Here is a 22,219-nt window from a genome sequence, read left to right as displayed (position 1 = left end):
CTCCTTTACATACTGCCTGTCAGCTTATTGAGTTCACCCAACTGCTGGAACGCCATAAAACAGAAGGGAACCAGCAAATACACAACAAAGGTTGCTTGCAGCGGAAGGAAGCCGACAAGCTTACCGATGCTTGCTTTCCGGTTTACCATCTGCTCGTACATCAGCTTGCGCTGCTCCATGGCAAAGCTTCGTTCCTGTTCGAAATCATCAAAAGCCTTTTTGATCGGAATCAGCTCTGTAGAAACTTGCAGCCTTTCTATAATTCGCTCAAACGGAGGAAAGCGTACCTCATCCTTTAATCGTTCCAGCGCTTGCCAGGAACCGGATTCATAGTCCATCAAGCATCGGAACAGCTGCTTCTCAAAGATGTAACTGTAACGATGCATCCACTCCAGGATTTCATAGACACTGATTCGCGACATTCCGGAGAGCATCCCGACGATAGAGTAGAAGCCATCTACTTCATTCTGCATCTCCCATTTTCGCATGGACCGCCGAACGATCAGCAGCAGGTTTGGAATCCAGTAGCTCCCCCAGCCAACTGCTATAGCCAGCAAGTAATCCGTCCACCGAAACGTTTCTCTCTCGTACTGCAGCCGCGCTTGCGCCAGCTCCTTAGCCAGAAGCTCTGCCTCCTTCCCAGTTGGCATGTATGGCTGTCCCTGAAGCTTCTCGAGCGCATACCCTTCAAGACGATCACTCGGCACATTCATTGTGATCAGCTCACGCATCAGCTGCGCCAAATATTGCTCCTGTTGCACAAACGATTCTGTATCCGCACTGGATTGTCCCGCCCCCGCGACGGCCGCAGGCTTCGGGTGAAGCAGATGATCTCGTATAATTCCGTGGATATACAGCTGAGCGATGATGAGGAACAAAAAAATACCTACACTAAGCACTGCCTTCTGTGTATACAGTTCCTTGATCGACATATGGGAGTTCGCTTCCCTGAGCTGCTGCTGAACCCGGAAGTAACCGATCCGATGACTTGGTGGTACAAGGCGTTCCACTAAGGCGCGAATTTGTTTCGATTGTAGAAGTCTCCGCAGCCACTTCCCCTCTTCTTTCACCGCTTGGGAATCCCCATCAAGCCCACGAATCATTCGAAGACTGATAAAACAGCCTACAATTAACCCATATAATAGAAGAAGTGAATATAGCCCCCAATGCGAGTTATAGTAATCCGCCATCATTGGGAAATTACTCTCACCCCATTTGCGCAGCGGGTCTATCATAAAGACCGGTGCGACAGCAACGAATACGATTCCCCCGAGGAGATTATCCAGCTTCTCTCTCCGAATGATATCCATCCGAATTTCTTCATTAATTTTTCCAAGGCCGTTTAAGAAAAGCGACTTACCTTCCTTACTCTCATCACCGTCACCATACTCAGCTGTGTTAAAGCTAATCCCGGCAAGCTGCTTCATATATCGATTCGGCGCAACCTCGTAATATTTACGAAGCTCGTCCTCAGGATCAACAGCTTTTAGAACGTCCGCAATTTGCCTTGCGTGTACTGCCATTAGACGGCTGGACTTCTCGGCCGTTCTCTCAAAGCTTTCTACGACCATGTGCGTTTGGTGATATTCATGCCTCAAATCAAGCATGAACTCTGATTGACCGTAAAGCAGCTTTTTCTCGACGCGGCCGATCATCATATCGCTGATCACACTGCCGATATAGATAGCTGAGAATATAATGGCAAAGCGAATGCGCCATTCCGATGTCAAAAGAAAAGAGAATAGAACGACTGCACTGACCGACGCGATTACAAGCAACGTAACCTCAACGGACTTACTGCGTACCACTCGCTCATCCCCTGCATAAATCGCGGTGAATCTAGAGCGTGCGCGCCTCATTAATAGAGAAACAATCGGGAGTTCGCGCATATAGGGGTAAACTCGCTCAGAGAACCCGTTAAAGGAGCGCTGCTTCTTTTGCTTCGGCAAGAGTGCCTTCAGCCGTTTAAGATCATGGGAGCCTTGTGCCTGTGCTGTAGCAAGAACAAGCAGCAGAAGTAGGATTAATGTAAGAATGACCACGACCATGACAAGCAGAAGAACCATCGGGTTCATGAGGCTTCCCCCCAATACCGGTCCAGAAATGCCCGAAACTGCTTTGCATCCTCGGAATTCATATGACGCAGCATCTCGCGTATATTTCGCTCGGTCAGCCGGGGACCCGCGATGTACGCTCCGTCCCGCCACTCCACGACGTTTTGAAAATCAAACGATTTACGATCTGTTGAGCGAGCGAAATATTCGGTCATCGTATCCATAAACGCATCGAGCTTACTTTCCAAGTCCGGCATATTCTTGTATGCGGACGGGTAGGAAGCCGTATCGTCCAGCGGAACGCATTCGGTAATGCGCTCAATGTAACGATGCCCCGCTTCATTCTTCACTAAATGAATGTTAAAACCAATTACATCAACAACTTGTTTTTCTGCGATTTTTTCATTGGAGAACACACCGGTAGCAAGCAAGCTGTTGCGCAGTGAGTAGATTAAGCTTGGGAAGGTCTTCGCGTGGTGGGTAAACAAGGTGAACAAAGAAGCAACCTGAGCCATCTGAATCATCCAGCTCGCGATTGGATGTGTCGCAACTTCACCTAGAATGTTAACAGCGCCATCCGTTTTCTTCTGTGTATCTAGCCCTTGTTGACCGCTAACTGTGGGTGTTTCCCGAAATGATAAAATGTTGCGTGTCGGATAAATTTTGCGTAAACGAAGCTCGAACGCCATTTCTTGAATCCTTAAATTTAACGTGCCATCAATATGCTTGACCATGGCCATGAGAAGCGTCGTCTTCCCCGTCCCCTGCTGACCGGTAATACCGGTAATTCTAGCACCCTTGATCAAAAACTTAATCATGTCGATCACAAGGTCCGCGTTATCATCCTGAAGCAGCTCTTCCAATTCCGCTTTGGAAATATCAAACTTTCGCACGAAGAATGCCCAGCTCTCCGACATCTTAGGCCGTACCACGACGACACGGCTTCCGTCGGCCATATCATTAACCATATACCCGTTCGTCTCATTTAATTGACCCGGACTTCCGAACGTGTAGATGTTTTGACAAACCCTCTTTAATTCCAGATCACTTTCGAAGCTAAGGAACGATAAGTGAATTGATTTTCCACGATAGAATATCCAGATTGCGTCATGAGCCCTCGGAATTTTGGTTCGCTGTCCTAAATAGTCGCCCATGTCAAGGGATTGGGAGACATCAGGCGGAAGACCGCTCGTCCCTCCGTTAACACCGTCAATGTTTTGATCTCGGATCTCATCGATTGCCCCTAGTCCTTTATAGGCTTGATACACACGCTGAACGATAATATCCAGCTTATCGCTTAAGGACAATGCAGGCATCTCTTCAAAATACACTTTCTTGATGTCTTCAGCAGTGATCTTATAACAGCGGGCACCATCCTCGAACTGCCGCAGTTGGTCAAGTCCATGCTTTCTGATCAATTCATTGAGCGCATTCAAACCGTATTTTTTCTGGTAGACATGAAGCAGAATGTCAAACATGTGCTGAGGAGTCAGTCGATCCCGTCGGTCGAAAGGGATAACCTCATTCACATTTTCTTCATCGAACCCGTAAGCACTGACTAAGATGTCCTTCATATATGCCTTAACGTAACGCTTGGAGGCGATATCTCCATGCATACAATTGCGCAAGGCTTTCCTCAGCTCATTCTTCCGGGCTTTCCTGCGGTTAAACTCCTCATCATTCACATTGCCCTCGTAAATCGATGCGGATATCGCTTCTTGCAGAGCCGCCCGGACGAACGCCTGAATATCCTCTAGATTAAAACGTCCCTCATCTTTATCACTCAGCTTCTGACGCTTTCTCCTCATGAGCATAAGCAGCCCAGCAAGAAGTGCGATTGTAATCAGTAGGATTAGAATGGCGTTAATCATACCGTGACCTCCGCTCTCGGAGAAAGCTCTAACATCTTAAGCATTTGTTCATTGAACCGCCGAATGGAAGCAATAAAATATGCATCTTCGTTGAACTCCAGCATACGCGCCTTCGCATTTGAAGCACGAATCAAATATTCTAATGCAAGCTGCTCATTGAGTGCGTCCATATATTTAGATTGATAAGGGACCGCATGCAAAGACGATTCGGACATGGCAAAACGCTTCGAAAGACGCTTCATCGTATATTTCGATGAACGCTCGAATTTTCCCAATACATACAAAATCCGTTTTTGCTCGAGATGTGTCGGCCATGAGGTCTTCGTAAAGAACTGTTCCAGCAAACCCTCGTTTTGATTCAAATTCACCACCACTAGATCCGCATGAGTAAGAACAAGGTCGGATAAAGGGTTTTGAGCTCCCGGAACGATATCCACAAATGTGAGATCATAGTAGCTTTTTGATACCTCAAGTAGAGGGACCATTATTTCCATGATGCTCCCAGTCTGAAGCGAGTCCGGACCCGCTAAGAAATCCAGCCTGTTCTTAAGCACGGATTCTGTATTATCTCTCAGCCCCTCCGGAGTTAACAGTCCGCAGTGCACAAGTCGTCCGATTGCGTCCAAGCCGCCTCCCTCCAGAAGAAGCTCCGACTTGGGATTGCGCATATAATTTCGCTCAAGAAGAGAAGGCTCCGAATGCGAGTGACATACCAGAATCCGCAAGTGATAATCCAATGCCAATAATGTAGCGATAGCCACTAAATTACTCGTGGTGCCGACTTGGCCATGAACTGGTCCCCAGCATGCGACAATCATACGCTCACCCCCCTAACCTCTTGGCAGCATAGCTCCATAATTTCTTAATGCTCTTAGAAGGCACTTCAAAATGCTCGATCAAAATATCATTCATTGTGTCTACAAAATCAGCGGAAAGCTTCTTTAGTGGGATACGACCGTCAAAGACCATATCTATTCTTCGTTTCGCATCTTCCTCGTACACATAGAAGCGTGGAGACTCTTGCTCCTGCAGCCGCTGCTCAATGAATTTTGGTGTTATGCTGCAAGGGGCTGAGATGAGTACAACAGCGTCAAACTTCACCACTCGGCTTGCACTCTCCATAAAGTCGATAGAGTATCGGTCGAAAGTCGTTACCAGGAATATCTTCTCATATATTGATGCTTCTTCCGGAATTTCGTGTAGGTCATGAATGATGATACTGCCTTCATCTTTATCGAGCGGATGGATCGCAATCTGGGAAACTTCTCCGTTAAAGTAGGGATATACCCTCTCTTCCTTTGTTCCAACGGAGACCGATTCTCCGCGATGGGATTGTATTAGTGCTGCAAGTACTAGAACCAAATCATGCTTTGCGCAATTGCCCAGAATGCCAAGACGCATTAGGTTTATCCTCCTAGAAGACTTGTGCTATTTCCTGTTGACACATCTGGAGCCGAAGGAGAAGGCTGGGTTCCATCGGCTGCAGGGGCCCCTTGATTCTGAGGCGGCTCGACCGGCATTTGAACGGGAGCAGTGTTAGCTTGAGTTTGCGGCTGCATCCCGGGGTTCGGTGCCGCCGGCTGTGGTACAGTTACACCTTCTTCCTCCGGACCTAAGGGAGCTCTCCCTCCCTCTGAGATTCGCTTACTTACACCACTGCCGCTTGGCAGATCCGCACCGATCCGAACCTTGCTTCCTTCAGGCAATTCATTCATTCGTCTATCTAAGTCCGGACGAAGAAGCGCCATCGCCGCTAGCTTTGCTTTATCGATAATGCCAGGGTCAGTTTGCATCGCACGCAGTACATCCATAGTAGGGACATACGTCACAACCGCCCGCTCCTGGAACTCCGGATCTACATATGGAACAGCGTAAAGCTCAGCTTCCCTCATGTAGCTATCGACAAGTGCCGATTGCAAAATCATGAGTTCTTCTTCTGTTACATTAAAAAAGGCAAGCTGTTGTCCGGCATGAACATCAGACAGCTTTTTCTTAGCGACTACAATGTAGTCTTCACCGTTCGGAAATACGATCCGAATATCGACAACATCCGTCTTTTGAATTCGCAGCGGTAGACGAATATATTGGGACTCGTGCTTGCGTTCTGTAGAATCCATCTTACTTGCGTCCCGAACCATATCGGAAGTAAGCATGGTTCCCGCTAAGGCATTAATTTTTAAGTGCTTACCCACTAGGTCTTTAGGGTCGAGCACCACATTTCCAGGGGTTACATGGCTGGGAATTTTTTCTTCCCGCAAATCCATAGCCCCGATGATCTCGCCTGCTTGTTTGGCTGACTGCAGCACATACGCCTTTTTCGACTCATCCTGATAACGTTGAAGCAGCGAATTTCGTTGGGCCAGCTGCTTCTCAAAAGATTGCCTCTCTTCCAACAGCTTGGCCGTATAGAAACGATAGGTAGCGAACCACACACCCGACGTTAATATAGCAACTAAAATCCCGGAGATGGTTGAATATAAAACGACTTTTTTCACCTTCCGAACAGCCACAATAAGTCCCTCCGTCAACCAAATAGATAAGTCATCTTTCACAATACTGATTTTAATCAATGGGACCAAGTTGCGTTTTTTCTCATCCCTTCCACATATTACCACGCCGTTTTGGGTTTCAATAGGTTCTCAGGATACGGGAAGAAACTCACATTTTGCTTAAAAAATAGAATACGCACCTAAATCGCACAAAAAAAAGTCGCATTATGCGACTTTTCAAAAACTTTTCATTAAGACATGGTTCCATTAGATTAATAATTGTTTATACCAAATGTCCTATCATAAATAGGAATAGGGAGCGGACCAACCTGGTCTAGCCATTTCTGCCGCAGCTTGTTCGCGACGAATTCGTTCTTCCTCCTCACGGCGTGCTCTTTCCTCTTCACGCTGCAATTGATCGGCATATCGTGATAGGCCGGATTGGAGATTAAGAATTGCTCGATAGAGCTGATCGGTCTTTCTCATCCATAACCTGCAATCGGCTTCAAAATCAGCTTGCCCCATTCCTACCCAATAATCTCTGATATCGTATATTGCTTCATCCATATCGTTCTTGCATGCCTCTGTACTGGTTAGCAAACGCTCACAGCTTTCACTTAATCCGTATACATATGTTGAGCTTACCATCGGGAACCCCCTTAACAATAATGTTATCCCGCACTCTCAGGAGAGAACGATAATCCCAAACTGATTAATATCAAAGTAAGCAGGAACACCGCTCCCACAGCCCCCCAAAGCATGATTGTCTTCTTGATAGGCTTCTTGGTAACGACTAGCAGCTTGGATACCCAATCTACCGCGGTCTCATCCGGATACAGCGGGTCCTCGTATCCCGGAATTAAATAGGTCCGTAAATCATCAAAGTCCTGTTTTAGTCTTTGAAGAACAAGCTGTTGTCCGCTCTCAAGCAGCAGCCTGCAGCGTCTTCTCTCATACGGACTATACATACTTAGTCTTTCCTTCAAAAGCTCATATTTCCACATTGCCCCATGTCCGACAACGATCGGCACTTGCGCATTCAGCCAAAGCTCGAGACCATTCAGCCCGGGCCTCTCTTTAAACATATCAATCCATAATATGATATGTGAGTATCCGCTTAGCATAAGCTCTGAAATATCCCAGCGATGCTCTCTGCGGTAGAAGGTTATACCTTCATACTCAAACATCTTTGAGCTTCGATCTTCCCGTTCACCTTGAAAGGCCAGTTCTTCGAGCGAGCTAATTTCCTGGCGGTCATCGCCGCAAACAAGCGGCTTCCAGCCAAGCTTGGCAAGCCCTGCAGCAAGCAAAAAGGCAGCGGCACCGACATCTTCGTCCCCCCTCGCTCCGCATATACTAATGACTAGGGGCATACCAGCAAGCGGTGCTTCCTTGAAAAAAGGAGAAGTATGGTCAAGCACAGGTGCTGCCTCCTCCTCTGCTGACGTTATTCTCTTCATCTCCTCCGACGAAAGCTCACCTAATACAGGGCGTACCTTTAAAGAAGGATGGACTGCTTCATCCTTCTTTAAACTCGTCTCCTGCTCAGGGAAGGCCGCCTCCACTGTTATGCTATCGATATTTGCCTTCTTACCGCTTAACCAGCCGAATAGACCTCGTTTGGGTTTTCCTATAACGGCATAATAATCGCGCGTTGTTTTTTTCTCACGGATCCAATTTAGAATGTCGTCGCCCTGATAACTAGTAAAAAATTGCAGATCATGAATACGAAGATGAACCATTTGACGGATAAATTCAATTTCCTGTTGAAGCTCGTCTGGCAGCTGTACTATGATTCGCAGTGACTTGCCGTACTTCCTTATATCCGCCATGTGCTTTAGAATGGAGCTCGACTGCACAGGATGCTGCAGCCCCACCGATCCTTCTATGAACACGATAGAGGATCCATCGATTTCCCGACTCTTTAGATCAGTCAAAAAATCCGCGTAGGAATGATGATTCCCCGTAACAGCAAACCCCTCATTCTCTAGAAAATAAGACAGCAACATGCTTAAATCAGGAGAGCATACTAGGTGAATTTTTTTAACGGAACGTGATCCAAACAGCAACGATCGTATCTTCATCGTTTGGCCCCCACTCGGTTCATGATGCCGCTTCTGTTCTGCGGATTACGATACGCGCACCATCGGCACAATTTTCACTTGTGAGCATACCATCCCCGGGGAATAGGATCCATTCCCGATCGGACACTCTAATTTCTATGTAGTAACCATGGTTGCTACCCGCCGGCTCTGTCAACCAATACGCTTGTACCAGAAGGTCAAGAAATGCTTGAACAGGCAGCTCCGAAGGAAGCTCAACATCCAACTGCTTCGTATGCTCATCTTCAAGACTTACCGTTACGATCATACGCCGAAACCCTCTTTTCCCACTATATCTTGTCCATCGAGATTGGCAGCTTCACCCGATAATGCATGTCTTCCAATAAAAAGTAAGCTTCTCCTTCTCCGATTCGTTTGTTGATTTCCAGCCCGTTGTCTTTTAAATCGTCAATAAAAGCCCCATGCTCCTTTAGCAGTCCCCCGCTTAACAAGGTGTGTCTCTGATCCATCAGCAGCTTCACGAAGACAGTCATTTTCAATTGAAGCCATTCCTCGGCAGTTGACCCAACCAACAGCAGCACTCCTAACCCCGAGCCATACCGGGCAATACGCTCTACATGGCCTAGCGATTCATCATCCATCCAATGGATTGCCGATTTTAGGTTCGGGATGACGATCACGATCAGTGGGTACCGTGACGCAATATAATCCGCTTCGTCATGTTCGACGGCACAAACGGCTGCCTGCCTGGAATCATTTTTTCGTTCCTGAAGCTCTGATATGACCGCTGATGTATAAGCTAGCAGCTCTATCCCGGTGCTTAAACGCTTTTCCTCCCATGAGGAACCCGTTTCCCCATTAAGAGATTTCATGCCTTCAGAAGCTACAATACCGAATTTGACCTTTTGAAAAGAAGCTGCAAGTGTTCGAACAAGGCACTCCAGTTGTGATGATGCTTCTGCGGCATTTACATACGATATGGCACAAACAGCTGTCCGTCGAAGGTCTACAATCACCGGCTGTATATTCTCCATGTTCAATCCAATGGGGAACGCGGTCTGAAGTTGTTCCGTTGTTAAAGACTCCTTTGTCTTAAACAGCAATTCTTGAATCGTTACGGATTCGGCAACCGATATAGACTGGGCAACCGGTTTATGGAACACTGCTTTCATTGCATCACACTGCATACGGATGCTCTCCGAAACTTGATCATCCGACAAGCCCTCGGCAGGTAATGCTGCTTGGAATTCCAATGGGGTTGAATCCTTAGCTAAGCCTCTTCCAGGTGTTTTCTCCGGCTCCAGCCCATTCGTTCTTCCTACAATTGCTGTATATTCCGATCTCTCCGACAATTGGAATACGAGCATTTGGGTGACATTCTGCGTGATGCGATAAGGAAAGGAATTGACGGCATTTGCCGCAGAAACGAAATAAAACCCATAATTGCCGCCTTCTCTCACAAGCTTCACAATGTCCGTCACCCGATCGATACTGGCTTCTTGAAAATTCGTATAGTTGTCGAGAACGATCAGAATTGCAGGAACCTGCTCACCCGTAGCAGTCCTATACGATACGAGGTTGCTAATTCCGCGTTCTGCGAATTTCCGTTTGCGAATCTCCAATTCCCCAAGCATCCAGCTTAACAGCTTTTCAAGCTTCTCCTCATCCTCGGGATATACCACTTCTCCTACGTGAGGAAGGTTTCGAAACACCCCTAATGTTCGTGTTCCAAAATCCAAAATATACATGTGAATATCATCTGGACTGTACTTTAAGGCCAATGCCATCATTATCGTTTTCAATAGCATGGTTTTACCCGTTCCGGGTAGACCATAAATCAACAGGTGACCGTTTCGGCTAAAATCAATCTTTAGTGGGAATTGTACTTGGCGCATTGGATGGTCTACGATGCCAATAGGGATAACCAAGTAATCCGTTGCCGTCTCCCATTCTCGACCGTTCCAATTCTGCTCCTTCTCAATCAATTGATTTAAGTGAACCTTAGTTGGGAGTGGAGGTTGCCACAGTTGAAACGCACGTTGCACACCGTGTAGCTCAGATTGTTTCACAATTTGATTTACAACAACCTGCAGCTGTGTAGGCTTCTTCTCGCTTTGTTCCTTAGGCTGGCTCCACACCAATGGTGCTCTTGAGCCCTGAAGACCTACAACGTAGGCTTGACCACCTGTAGTCTTCGTTGATCCCTTTTCTTCATAAGGAGCACCGCTCCAAGAGGATTGGAACAACGTAAACACTTCATTATTGCCTACTTGGAGATACCCGCGTCCTTTCTCAGTAATTTCTGCTGCTTCAGGACGCTTCAGCATTTCCTGGCTGTCTGCCGTCGTTTGCACTTTTAAGCACAGCTTAAATCGGGAATTACTCCAAATCTGGTCGTCTACGACTCCGGACGGCTTCTGTGTAGCTAGAATCAAATGAATACCTAAGCTCCGGCCAACCCGTGCGGCACTCACCAGCTCCTTCATGAATTCGGGCTGATCCGATTTTAGCTCGGCAAACTCGTCAACAACCATAAGCAAATGTGGTAATGGCTCAAGCAGGGAATCTTTTCGGGCCATGACAATATAATCATCAATATTCGTAACATCCACTTCACTAAATAATCGCTGCCTGCGCTGAAGTTCACTTTTAATAGAGGCAAGTGCACGGAGAATTTGGTTCCCGCTTAAATTCGTAATCGTTCCGACGAGATGGGGAATGCCGGTAAATGCGTTAGCCATTCCTCCCCCTTTATAATCGATAAGTACGAATGCTACTTCATGGGGGTGGTAATTCACCGCAAGTGCCAGTAAGAGCGATTGAAGCAGCTCACTTTTCCCTGAACCAGTTGTACCGGCCACTAGGCCATGCGGCCCATAAGCCTTCTCATGCAAATCAAAAATTAGCATTTTCCCCGCCTGTCCCCGGCCCAAAGGCACTGCTAAGGAACGATTCGCTTTATGCTGCTCCCAGCGTTCCGTTAGACGAAGCTCTTCGACACTTTTAACGTCAAAGCTATCTAGGAACGTAACCATCGTCGGAATGTGACCGTGGTCATCCAAATCCTTCAGCCGTATGGGAGCCAATGATCTTGCATACGCGTCGGAAGCCTCCAAGCCGGCCAAATCAGCACGAAAAGTTTTTCCGGCCTCATCCAGCCTATGATGAACATCCTTGCGGATACAGCCTGTGCCATCCTTAACCTCGACGATAACCTGACAATTGAGTGGAAGTTCGTAGTCTATTTTTTCCGAAATAAACACACTTGTCATCGCCAAATTCATATCGTTCGCAAGCACATATTTCATGATCTCCGATTGCTCCCAAAATTCAGGCGCGAGCATAAGTACAACAAGATGCGGAAGACGCGTTTTTCTACTAATCATATTCACGTTCTTACTTTGCTCACGTGTGCGCAGAACCGGCAGCAGGAGATCTGCCAGCTCTATCGCCTCATTCGGTGAGGCTGCCAAGAACCGTACTTTGCGGTCTTTTCCCCATGTATGAGGAAGCCAGCGAATCCAGTCCCACTCTTCCAGCTCTCCGGGCCGGATCAGTCCGATCAAACGAATGTCATCATAACCATGGTGGGTAGTCACTTGGGTAATAAATGCATAAACAAACGATCGAACTTCGCTCCGCTTTCCGAAGAACCCTAGCGTACTGATATCCGTAAGCGGCAAGCTGAAAGGTACATCCCTGACCCTTTGCCATTCCTCGCATATCTGTACAGCAATACGCTCCGCCGGATTTTCCTCATCCACGGCACGACTTTTCGGAGTATACTGAGGGACCCTGCCCATCCCCCTCTCGCCAATCCCAATCCGTATTTCCAAAAAATCGTTTTCAATTGCGGTTCGCTCCCACAACTGCTTACGCTGATGACGCGCAATATCATAGCAGCCCTCAACAGAAGGATGAATGAAGCTCATCGCATTACGCTGCTGATTAGAGGCCTCAACGAGCTCGTTGCGGACCTGGAATAAGTAATCGGTATATTTTCGCGTTAGCTTTTTGTTTTTCTGGTGATGATTTTTCACATTACTGCTATAGTTCAAAACGGAGACCAATACAGAAACCAACGTCATTCCCATTGTCATCACCAAAATGTAGACCGATCGTGTAAAGGTCGACACAAATATTGTGATCGTAAGCATTACTAGCGGTGGAAGAAGTATCGACAGCCAAGAGATCGTCGGCTTCGTTGTCGGACGGGCCGGGTCCTCCAGCTTCAGCTCTCCTTCCGGATAGGAGGGTACCAGCCGGGGTGTACGTTGAATTTGGTGCTTCAATGAACGATGCTCGTTTGGTTGCATGTGGAGCATGAAAGCTACCTCTCCTCTGTTATTTTCTATATAATCCATGAGAACTTGTACACAATTAACAAAATAAACCTACTACACATCCTTATTTTACCATACAAAAAGTTCCATATCTTTAGGAGAGATGGATCTATTTTAACTATAAAAAAAGGTGCCTCATTGGCACCCCTAATTCCTAGCAATAGTTTTCCTTCCTCTCACAAACAGCATCTATATCTGAGAATGGAAGCTTGCTATGCCTCCCTATACTTGTTCGATGCGAATCAAATTCGTCGTCCCCGCTCTACCGATCGGCACCCCTGCGGACATCACAACATAATCACCCTGACGAACGATGCCTGTGGCCAAGCTGTTTTTCATCGCGGAATCCAGCATTTCGTCTGTTGAGGCAACCGGCTCCCCGAGTACCGGAATCACACCCCACAGAAGGCAAAGCTTCCGGATCACCTCCGGGTGCTGTGTGATCGCAATGATTGGCGCTTTGGGGCGATACTTCGAAACCATCCGAGCCGTAAATCCGCTCTCCGTCGGTGTAAGAATCGCTTTGGCATCCAGCTCGAATGTTGAACGAACCGCTGCTTGGCTGATCACCTCGGTAATGCTCGGCCCGTGCTGCGCCTGCCGTTTGTTGAACTGCTCGGTGTAGTCCATGACGGACTCCGCTTTTTCAGCGATGGTTGCCATCATGCGCACAGATTCCACCGGATATTTGCCGGCTGCGCTTTCCCCTGACAGCATAACGAGGTCCGCTCCTTGCAATACGGCGGCGGACACATCGCTTACCTCCGCCCGGGTCGGCCGCGGGTTCACCTGCATGGAATCGAGCATATGCGTGGCCACAATAACCGGCTTTCCTGCCGCATTGCATTTTTCCACGATCTCTTTCTGGACGAGCGGCACCTCTTCGACCGGAATCTCGACACCGAGATCTCCACGCGCTACCATAATCCCATCGGAAGCCTCGATAATCGCATCCAGATTCGCTACGCCCTCATCGTTTTCGATTTTCGATATAATCTGAATGTGCTCCCCGTGGTTTTCCTTCAAAATCTCCCGCAGCTCTAGAATATCCTCCGCTTTTCTCACAAAAGACATCGCTATGATCTCAATTCCGTTCTCAATCCCAAAAAGAACATGCTTCACATCCCGCTCCGTCACGCCTGGCAGTGTCGTATGAACCCCCGGAAGATTGACCCCTTTACGCGGTTTCAGCTTCCCGCCATTAACAACGGAGCACAAAATTTCATGATCCGAAGTGGACTTCACTTTTAGCTCAATGAGACCGTCATCGATTAAAATTCGTGAGTTGGGCTTGACTACTTTCGGCATCTCTTCATAATTCACCGGAATCTTTGTGGAATCGCCGAGAATTTGCTCCGTGGTTAGGATGATGTCCGCGCCGCTGACTAACTCGACAAAATCCTCCTTCAGCTTTCCAATTCTCACTTCAGGACCTTTAATATCCATCAGCACGGGAACATAGGCCTGCTCGTTCTCCGCGGCCTCTCTCACCTTGCGAATGCGTTCCCGATGCTCATCCAGCTCCCCATGCGCCATGTTTAATCTTGCAATATTCATACCAGCCCGAATCATCTCACGTAAAATATGCCCCGAATCACAAGAAGGCCCCAGCGTGCAAACGATTTTCGTCTTTCTCAAACCGATCAGCTCCCATCGTTATTTTCTTCAGTGTAGGGAAAAGGCCTCCCAAAAACCATGAATTATAGTATGATGCTTGTAAAATAGTATGAAGCGGTGATACGAATGCTTTCGATCCAGCATGTGCGGCAGGACCATGGGATGAATGGCTTTGAGGAAAAATGCAGCCCCGATCAGATCAGCTTTGTTTTGGTGACTTACGGTACCTGTGTGTACTGGGTTCAGGGAAAGAAAGTCATTTTGGAAAAAGGCGATGCCCTTCTTATCCCCTCAGGATTTCCTTATTATTGGAAAACGGTGCCGACGGTTATGCATTCAAAATATATCGTTGAATTTGATTGCAAAGGCGTTTTACCATTACTTCCTGTGCTTGCTTCCAGGCAGGCTGTTCATTCCAAAATCGGCTGCTACGAGCTGGTCCTTGAACGGATGAAAAGGGTAAACACCCAATGGCTTGACAAGCCGTCCTATTATGACATTTACGCCGCTGCCCTTTTCACGGAAATCATGACCCTTTGGAATCGGGAGCTGGATCGGGGCGCGGCCTCACCCGAAAAAATCAAGCACGTTGAGGCGATGAAACTGTATATTCAGCAAAATTACCGCAGCAAAATCACAAAAGAGGTACTCGGCGACGTCATCGAACGCAGCCCGAACCATGCAGCCTCGCTGTTTAAAGCTGTTACAGGACAAACGATCAGCGAATTTGTGCATGCGCAGCGGATCCGAACAGCTGAATATTTGTTGACCGAGTCTCAGCTGACGGTGGGGGAAATTTCGGAATATTTGGGGTACAGCGATGTATCGTACTTTCATCGGATTTTTCGAGGCATCACTGGGCGGAAGCCTTCGGATGATTTGGACGAGCGAAAGCGGTTGGTTTAAGAGGAGGTTATATTCAATACATTCAACTAGCAGGACCGACTGCGGCTGTTCTGCCAGCATCGAATCAAGCCCAAAAAAACAAGCTCCTACCCTGTTCGAGTAGAAGCCCGCCGTCCATTTACGCATCAAGTGGATAGTCGTTTTTTAAAATACCATAAATCTCCAGATCCACAATGCCTTTCCCCGACCATAATGACGCTTGCCGCAGCGTACCTTCCTTGCTGAAACCATTCTTAAGCAGCACCTTCTTCGAGCTCTCATTCGGAGGCATCACTTCCGCCTGAATTCGGTTAACGCCGACATCCTGAAACAGATATCGCATCAATACTTTGACCGCATGAGTCGCAATGCCTTTTCCCCAATAGGCTTCCGCCAAAAAGTAACCGATCGTCACCATATTCACCTTCTGGTTCAAATCGAATACTTCCATAATCCCTACCAGCTTTTGATCATCGGCGGCCTCGAAGATTCCCCATTTCACCCGTGACTTTTTCAGATAATCCCTCTCAAAATGCCCAATCATCGATTTAACCGTCTCTTTATTATGTTTCGGGATGATTCCGCAGTACTCGAACACCTTATCATTACTATAGATGTCGAATACGTCTTCAAGATGGCTCGTATCCATCTTTTTTAATACCAGCCGGTCAGACTCGATTATAGGAAACGCAGTAAACAGTACATTAGTATCCATATAAATCCCTTTCTACGCAGCATTTTTCGGTTTGATCGGTACATATAAATCGACCTTGCATTTCCCTTCCTCGTCCATTGAGGGATCATTCATACAAAATTCAAGGCATGGTCGGTCGTCAGCTTCGTAGTTGCTGTTCGGAAGCCACTGACCAAATATGCTTTGATAAGTGATGCCGAGCTTGTCGATTGTGTCGTAAAATTGGAAGAGAGCATATTCTCCGCCGGGGAGCGTTTTAAACCGAATGTCCCCCTCCTCTTTCTTTTCAAAGCCTTCCGGCAATGTCACACAGGCATCGTAACGGCAGGCGAATTCATCCACGGCATTCGGATCGTCCAAAGAGATTCCGATAAAATAGTGGTTAAGCGGCGTGAGCCCATGCTTACCGGCCCATTCTCCCAGCTTCCCCCATGCATGATGAGTGTCTAAATAACTGCCGATATGTCTGGCAAACGCCACCTCGTACGCCGGAAGCTCCTTGATTGTCATATTCATCGCCCAAATCCTCCTTAGAAAGTTACTTTCGTTTTTCTTATAGTAACGGAGAGGATTGGATAATTCTGCTTGCATATTGCTAGGAAGTAATGAGATATTGCTATGTTTATAATCCGCTCTGATCTCGCTCGGCGTTTTCTGAAAATGCTTCTTAAAAGCCGCATTAAATGTTGCCACCGATTCGAACCCACAGCATTGTGAAATGTCTAAAATGCTTTTGCTCGTGTTGATTAATAGGTCAATGGAATACTGCAAACGCAGCTCATTAACATACGCCATGGGGGTTTTTCCGACAATCGAACTAAATATTCGGCTAAAATGGAACTTTGAAAAGTTGGAGTAGGCGGCCAGTTCGTCAAGCGTCAGCTTGCGGTCCCGGTGTTCTTTGATGTAGTGGATCACCCGATTCACACGTTCAATATAATCATGAGTCATCTTTACATCCCCTTGTAGAAACGTTTTCGATTTCTACCATTATACTTCCAAATAAGAGACTCAAGGAAATGAGCGTATGGTGAACGAAAGAAAAACTTTACCATTTCACCCAATTCCCTCCCCTGTTACAATGGTAGAAGATGTTTTTTTGGAACGGAGGATTCCTTTTGGCTAAGGAAAGCTTTGATAAAGAAGTCCAATTCCTGCGCATGCTCGTGCTGACAAGCGGCGCATTCAACAGACAGCAGTTTGCAGAGCGTTTGGGCATTTCCGTCCATACCTTCGATAAAACCATCCGGAAGCTCAAGGAAGTGGTAAGCTCCCTGCATCAGCATCTGCCCGAAGAACAGAGCAAGGAATTTTCCGAAACGATCCGCTTCAGCTATTATGACTCTACGGATCCGTTGCTGCTGTTTCTATTTCGCGCCAAATCCGTCAAGGAAACCGAAAGTCAACGAATTTCACTGCTGTTGGGCGCGATGAACCAGCAGGCATTATCCGCAATGGAGCTCTTGGGTCTTTGCTGCGAAAGCCTGCCTTCCGATTTCCCGCTGCCTGATGAGAAAACCATTCGTTCTGATCTGAAATACTTGGAGGAAGTCGGAGTCATCAAAAGAGAGCCGGGGCCGCGTCCTTACCGCTTTCGCATTCAAGACGACTTGATTCGAACATTAACGGATGAGGAGCTTCTTGATGTTTTCGATTTTGTCGATGTCATGGCGAACACGCAGATCCCTTCGGTTCAAGGCTACCTGCTGCGCGACGGGCTGAAAAAGCAGCTTCTGCGCAACCAGGTCGAGCAGCATGCAATCGAACCGTTTCTATATAAATATCATTATTACTCGCGCATTTTGGACGAGGCGCATCTGTTCAGCTTGCTTCATGCCATCCGGCACCGCCGCAAGGTTTGTTTTCTCTACTTCTCGCCAAAGTCTGAAAAAAGCTACGCTGCCAAAAACACGAATCCTCTATTTGAGCGGGACTCCAAGGGCAAAGCCGAAAAAACGCTTCCGCTGAAGATCGTCTACGATCATCAATATGGCCGCTGGTACTTGCTCTCCTACGGCAGGGAAGGGATTCGCAAATACCGCATGGAAGGAATAACGCAAATCGAAGAGGACGAATCCGTGGACGAAGCGGTGTTTGAGGAAAAGCAGATCGAGCTTGCCGAGAAAATCAAGTACAGCTGGCTGGTCGATACCGGACGTCCTGTGACGGTTCGCGCCCGATTTTATCATCCGGAGGGCTCCGAACCGAACTTCGTCAAGGAACGGGTCCTCCTGCAGGGACAGTGGGGACAAATTGTGTTTGAGGATGCGGACTCCTTTATCTATGAAATCATCGTTAACGGGACGACCGAAATTAAGCCGTGGCTGCGCAGCTTCGGTTCCAGCTGTGAAGTGCTGGAGCCCGTTCGATTCCGCCGGGAAATGATCGCCGAATGGAAGGAGATTCAAGCCTACTATGAATCCGTTTGAGAAGATATTCAACCACCAAATCATCTCCCGGCTGGAGGATTCGGGTACCTTCATGGTCACCGCACATGAGCGGGCCTGGCTGAAAACCATGCTGGAGCATCCTGCTGCGGCCGAAGCGTTTACTGCAGACACACGGGACAAGCTTCGCTCGATCCTCGAAGCGGATCAAGTGATGGACATCTCCCGTCACATGATCGAAAAGGCGCGCAGTACGGAAAGACAAGCCTATCACCCGCTCATCCGTCCTTTACGCCGTCATATCATGAATAAAACCGGAATTCGACTATCCTATGAAATTAAAGGCGGACGTATTAATCACGACCACTCAGGCTTTCCGTACAAGCTGGAGTATTCCATGGTGAAGCGGGAATGGTATTTGCTATGGTATCACACAAGGCATCATGCCTTCATGAGCACGAGGCTGAAACACATCCATTCTGTAACGGCCGAGCCGATCGAGCCCGCATCCGCGGAAAGCATTGTGAAGAAGATCGAGCGGGTTCTGGATTCCCGCAAAAGTGAAGTGATCGTTGAAATTGTTCGTAACTATAACGCGGAATTGTCCCGCATCTTATATGCCTTTTCCAGTTTTGAAAAGGAAGTTGAGTATAATTCGAGAGACGATTCGTACCAGGTGAAAATCTCGCTGCTTGGGGATGAATTTGAGTATTTGCTTTCCAAGCTTCGTTTTCTAGGTAAGCGGGTGAAGGTCGTTGAGGGCGATTATTTAAAAAGGCGGATGCTCGAGGCATCAACGAAGGCGCTGGAGCGTTACGGCGCGATTACGACGGGCGAAGAAATGTCGTCGTAGTCTGTCCCTTCACAAAAGGGAAAGGGCGGATTCGAAGAACCGGCCCTAAAGAAATAAGTCTTCTCCTTCACTTGTTACAAAATAATTACCTAAACTCGTTATATGCTCACTAATGTTTTTCCCCCATGGCGGCTGCTGGGATAGATCTTCTGCATCCCAAATTACTTTATCTGGACTGTAATTTTGTAATAAGGAATGGATTCCCTTCACTTCCTGCAATAAATTCGGCAGTAAAGTATTCTCTATTTCCCCCTGGTATAAATGATTCATTAAACATGGATATTTACTTCCCCAACCATTAGGCTCTAGGTGGTGATGAATTGTAGAGAAAAAGCCATGTAATAAAGTGGCCAAGCAATTACCCTCCGGGTCCACGCAGTAGCCGAGCTGTTCGGGTTCCAGCTCCTCCGGAGAATGGATGCAGATATCAATATATTCAGACACACGATCACATTCCAGCTTCAATTGCCGCAGCTGTTCCTTCATTGCGGAGCCGATCTGCATTCCCTCACCGCTCCTCCCGGGTCCGATGTAACCTTTTCTGCAACCCTTCGGCCAGCTCCCTCCAGCGCGCATCCTCTCCAGACGCGGCAAGCTCCGTCTCGTCCTGCTCCAGCCAATAATCCCCGTCCAATAGCTCGTACATATCCAGCAGCGTGATTTCCAGACAAGCCGGATTGGAAAATGCAGCAAGCATCGGCTCCGGCCCGCTATCCCAATTGTAATGGTTCACGACAGCATACAGCAGAACAGAGCAGTCCACCCGGCTAATTTTACTGCACATCGTAGGTATCGATTCTTCATATAAAATATGATCCTGGGCGGCCCGTTCTTCCGCTGTTAGTGTCATCCGCACGGCACCGGTCGTGCCTAGCAGGAGGTCAGCGATCTCCTTTCTGCCCCCGCGGGCAAAATTCCAGGCGCTAGCCAAAATCCCACGCGGCGAATCAAGCTTGGCGCCTGCCTCAAGCAGCTTTACGATCACGTCTTTTTGCTTGAATTTTACGGCCTTCTTCAAAGCCGTATCACCAAGTTTATCCTCCGCCTCCAGGTCGGCCCCCCGCTCAATAAGCAGATCGATCGCCTCAACCGGCATACGGTTCGTCACAAACAGCAGAAGCGGCGTTCTACCGCATACATCCCTCTCATTAACATCGAGCTCGGTTGCCGCTTTACGAACCGCTTCCACATCTTTCGTCTTGCTGATCTCCGTCCAATTCATCTAAGGTGGTCGATCCTTTCCCTCTTAACTCAGGCAAGCAGGCAGCTCATTTCAGCGGAATATCATAAAGCCGGATCGCCGTTTGCAGCGATTGATGAAGCTGGCGAACCGTTTCAAAGGCAGGCTCTAAGCTCTCGTCGATACCATCGACAAAAAGGTCCATATGCCACTTCAGCGTCGTTCCAAGCTGCCTTCCCATGGGGGTTTCCGGCGGCAGCGCGAACGGCCGGAGCTGCACTTTCGTTCCGCCCCGCGCACAGTCCCTCACAAACCAAGCCAAAAATTCGATGGATTGCAGGCTTTCCGGCGAATAATCGAAGGTGATCTCAAACTGGATCAGCACCTCCTGCTCCAGCCCGCCGCCGGTCCGAAGGAGGGCAGCGTGGGGAAGATGAGCGCACGCGCTGTACCCCAGCACTTCCGTATCGATCGGCTCCAGGTTCTCCACTCCGCTTTCCATTCCCGTAATGCCTTTTAACTGACGTATGGTTTCGTGAAAATCTTCAATAACGGCAGGATATTGACTCATATTTTTCTCCTTTGCATAGATCATCGGCTAAGCTAGCCGATTGTCGTCACGACATTTCCGTCCTGGTCCTTGATATACGTTTTGACAATTTGAACCGTCAAGCCCTTAAAAGAAGATAGCGACACCGCCCCTTCCTTCGGCTGCAGTACCCGGGACAGCTCGGCAGCGCTCGTCTTGTCGAGCCGGATGCGAACCTCGTCCTCGCCTTCTTCAAAGCCCGCTTTCTCTCCCGGTTCGAATACGACCTGAATATCCGGCCCAGTCATATACAGCGATTTTTCTTTCAAAATACGGCCCGCCAGCAGCTTCCCAACGATCTCCGCCTGCTTGGCTCCAATACGGAGCGATGCCGGAATCCGGCCGAACAGCCGCTTCTTGGCCGGCTCCCAGCCCAACTGATCGACATATAAAAATCCGGTGCTGGAACCGTCCCGTTCCATCCCTTGCTGCACCGCGTCAGCGACTTCGGGCATCCGCATGAAGGAATCGCGTGCCAAATCCGTAAGGTACCGCGGCATATATTCCTCGCAGGTCTTCAGCAAGCCCCGCGTATTCCAAATCTGCATCGCTTCAAGCTCGCATCTTGTAATCCCCACCATTTGCAAAAACTGCACCCGACCGTTCGGCGTATCCGCTTCCGGAAGCTCGGGGTCCTCGACAAAGGCCAGCGCCGTCAGCTCCGTATCTTCTCCCAAGCAGATCGGGCCATTGGCATCCAAGTAATCACCCGGCCGGAAAATGTTGCCGCTGTTAAAAACATATCTCCCCATATTTTGCAGCAGGTTCAGCGCCCAGCCAGGGGGTTCCTCTTCGTTTTCCTCCCGCTTAAGCCGAAAGGTCAGCTCAAATCCGTAGCCGCTGTGCTCGGCATCGTCCGATTCCTTTTCATACAGCTCGGAAAACCCAAACGTTACGAAATGCCAATGAGGAACAGGCTCCTCCGCCTTGTATGCACTAATGCCCTCAAGCGGATCGGGTCCGCCCAGCATATAAGAAATCAGGGTACCGTAATGCTTCGGCTCTTGCTCACCGTAAAGCTTACCCATCGCCAGTTCAATTGCGTCCCAACCATATGTTTTTGCTTCTTCATTTGCTTCTTCGTGCATCGTTGTTCCTCCTATCACATTTTCAAAAGGTGTAGAACACCCTATTCCATCGCTAGCAATCACCCTTCTTCATACACCTTATGTATAGAGATTCAATGTTTAACAT

The 22,219-nt window shown here is 48.1% G+C and carries 19 protein-coding genes and 1 pseudogene; 3 read left to right on the top strand and 17 right to left on the bottom strand.

From position 1 onward, the window contains the following. Nucleotides 1-5: 5 nt before the first annotated feature. From GQS10_RS16325 to pyk, 10 genes are all read right to left on the bottom strand, one after another. Nucleotides 6-2,075, bottom strand: coding sequence for a hypothetical protein (locus GQS10_RS16325; RefSeq protein ID WP_166244086.1), 2,070 nt, complete (start codon nt 2,073-2,075; stop codon nt 6-8). Beyond that, a complete protein-coding gene (locus GQS10_RS16320; RefSeq protein ID WP_207952309.1) occupies nt 2,072-3,925 on the bottom strand; it encodes an ATPase, T2SS/T4P/T4SS family in 1,854 nt (617 codons plus the stop codon). The genes GQS10_RS16325 and GQS10_RS16320 overlap by 4 nt, the downstream gene beginning before the upstream one ends. Beyond that, nucleotides 3,922-4,743 (bottom strand): hypothetical protein, encoded by an 822-nt coding sequence (locus tag GQS10_RS16315; protein WP_166244084.1) that lies wholly within the window; start codon nt 4,741-4,743, stop codon nt 3,922-3,924. Before GQS10_RS16315 ends, GQS10_RS16320 begins: the two co-directional genes overlap by 4 nt. A gap of 4 nt (nt 4,744-4,747) precedes the next feature. Continuing rightward, nucleotides 4,748-5,326 (bottom strand): hypothetical protein, encoded by a 579-nt coding sequence (locus GQS10_RS16310; RefSeq protein WP_166244082.1) that lies wholly within the window; start codon nt 5,324-5,326, stop codon nt 4,748-4,750. Nucleotides 5,327-5,331: 5 nt separating this feature from the next. Next, the gene (locus GQS10_RS16305; protein ID WP_166244080.1) at nt 5,332-6,435 is read right to left on the bottom strand and encodes an SAF domain-containing protein; all 1,104 of its coding nucleotides are present in this window, start codon (nt 6,433-6,435) and stop codon (nt 5,332-5,334) included. Between the two features lie 279 nt (nt 6,436-6,714). Beyond that, nucleotides 6,715-7,062: a hypothetical protein gene (locus GQS10_RS16300; RefSeq protein ID WP_166244078.1), complete on the bottom strand. Its 348-nt coding sequence runs from the start codon at nt 7,060-7,062 to the stop codon at nt 6,715-6,717. A 23-nt stretch (nt 7,063-7,085) separates the two neighbouring features. Further along, a complete protein-coding gene (locus tag GQS10_RS16295) occupies nt 7,086-8,498 on the bottom strand; it encodes a hypothetical protein (protein ID WP_166244076.1) in 1,413 nt (470 codons plus the stop codon). A 19-nt stretch (nt 8,499-8,517) separates the two neighbouring features. Beyond that, complete coding sequence (locus GQS10_RS16290; RefSeq protein ID WP_166244074.1) at nt 8,518-8,784, bottom strand: EsaB/YukD family protein; 267 nt, start codon at nt 8,782-8,784, stop codon at nt 8,518-8,520. 22 nt (nt 8,785-8,806) lie between these two features. Continuing rightward, the gene (essC, locus tag GQS10_RS16285; RefSeq protein WP_166244072.1) at nt 8,807-12,802 is read right to left on the bottom strand and encodes a type VII secretion protein EssC; all 3,996 of its coding nucleotides are present in this window, start codon (nt 12,800-12,802) and stop codon (nt 8,807-8,809) included. 240 nt (nt 12,803-13,042) lie between these two features. Next, complete coding sequence (gene pyk, locus GQS10_RS16280) at nt 13,043-14,458, bottom strand: pyruvate kinase (RefSeq protein ID WP_166244070.1); 1,416 nt, start codon at nt 14,456-14,458, stop codon at nt 13,043-13,045. Between the two features lie 105 nt (nt 14,459-14,563). On the opposite strand from pyk, the gene GQS10_RS16275 reads away from it, so the two are divergent. Next, nucleotides 14,564-15,343: a helix-turn-helix domain-containing protein gene (locus tag GQS10_RS16275; RefSeq protein WP_166244125.1), complete on the top strand. Its 780-nt coding sequence runs from the start codon at nt 14,564-14,566 to the stop codon at nt 15,341-15,343. A gap of 118 nt (nt 15,344-15,461) precedes the next feature. On the opposite strand, the gene GQS10_RS16270 is transcribed toward GQS10_RS16275, so the two are convergent. From GQS10_RS16270 to GQS10_RS23255, 3 genes and pseudogenes are all read right to left on the bottom strand, one after another. Next, on the bottom strand, nt 15,462-16,037 hold the full coding sequence (locus GQS10_RS16270) for a GNAT family N-acetyltransferase (protein WP_166244068.1): 576 nt from the start codon (nt 16,035-16,037) through the stop codon (nt 15,462-15,464). A 12-nt stretch (nt 16,038-16,049) separates the two neighbouring features. Beyond that, complete coding sequence (locus GQS10_RS23260; protein ID WP_243735218.1) at nt 16,050-16,532, bottom strand: AraC family transcriptional regulator; 483 nt, start codon at nt 16,530-16,532, stop codon at nt 16,050-16,052. A 126-nt stretch (nt 16,533-16,658) separates the two neighbouring features. Then, nucleotides 16,659-16,967, bottom strand: a pseudogene (locus GQS10_RS23255) (helix-turn-helix transcriptional regulator); the annotation flags it as partial. A 167-nt stretch (nt 16,968-17,134) separates the two neighbouring features. On the opposite strand from GQS10_RS23255, the gene GQS10_RS16260 reads away from it, so the two are divergent. After that, on the top strand, nt 17,135-18,445 hold the full coding sequence (locus GQS10_RS16260; RefSeq protein WP_166244064.1) for a helix-turn-helix transcriptional regulator: 1,311 nt from the start codon (nt 17,135-17,137) through the stop codon (nt 18,443-18,445). After that, on the top strand, nt 18,432-19,256 hold the full coding sequence (locus GQS10_RS16255; RefSeq protein ID WP_166244062.1) for a WYL domain-containing protein: 825 nt from the start codon (nt 18,432-18,434) through the stop codon (nt 19,254-19,256). The genes GQS10_RS16260 and GQS10_RS16255 overlap by 14 nt, the downstream gene beginning before the upstream one ends. Nucleotides 19,257-19,301: 45 nt before the next feature. On the opposite strand, the gene GQS10_RS16250 is transcribed toward GQS10_RS16255, so the two are convergent. The 4 genes from GQS10_RS16250 to GQS10_RS16235 are packed head-to-tail and all read right to left on the bottom strand — an operon-like array spanning nt 19,302 to nt 22,113. Next, complete coding sequence (locus GQS10_RS16250; RefSeq protein WP_243735212.1) at nt 19,302-19,760, bottom strand: Imm70 family immunity protein; 459 nt, start codon at nt 19,758-19,760, stop codon at nt 19,302-19,304. A 4-nt stretch (nt 19,761-19,764) separates the two neighbouring features. Next, the gene (locus GQS10_RS16245; protein WP_166244060.1) at nt 19,765-20,478 is read right to left on the bottom strand and encodes a DUF4274 domain-containing protein; all 714 of its coding nucleotides are present in this window, start codon (nt 20,476-20,478) and stop codon (nt 19,765-19,767) included. 46 nt (nt 20,479-20,524) lie between these two features. After that, nucleotides 20,525-21,007 carry a hypothetical protein gene (locus tag GQS10_RS16240; RefSeq protein WP_166244058.1) on the bottom strand — a complete coding sequence of 161 codons (483 nt, stop codon included), beginning with the start codon at nt 21,005-21,007 and terminating at the stop codon, nt 20,525-20,527. Between the two features lie 32 nt (nt 21,008-21,039). Next, nucleotides 21,040-22,113, bottom strand: a complete 1,074-nt coding sequence (locus GQS10_RS16235; RefSeq protein ID WP_166244056.1) for a suppressor of fused domain protein — start codon at nt 22,111-22,113, stop codon at nt 21,040-21,042. Nucleotides 22,114-22,219 lie beyond the last annotated feature (106 nt).

Origin of the sequence: Paenibacillus turpanensis, from assembly GCF_011421635.1 — a bacterium.
In the GTDB taxonomy this organism is placed as follows: domain Bacteria; phylum Bacillota; class Bacilli; order Paenibacillales; family YIM-B00363; genus Paenibacillus_AK; species Paenibacillus_AK turpanensis.
Note: the sequence above shows the minus strand (reverse complement) of the source record. Positions and strands in the feature narration are given on the sequence as shown.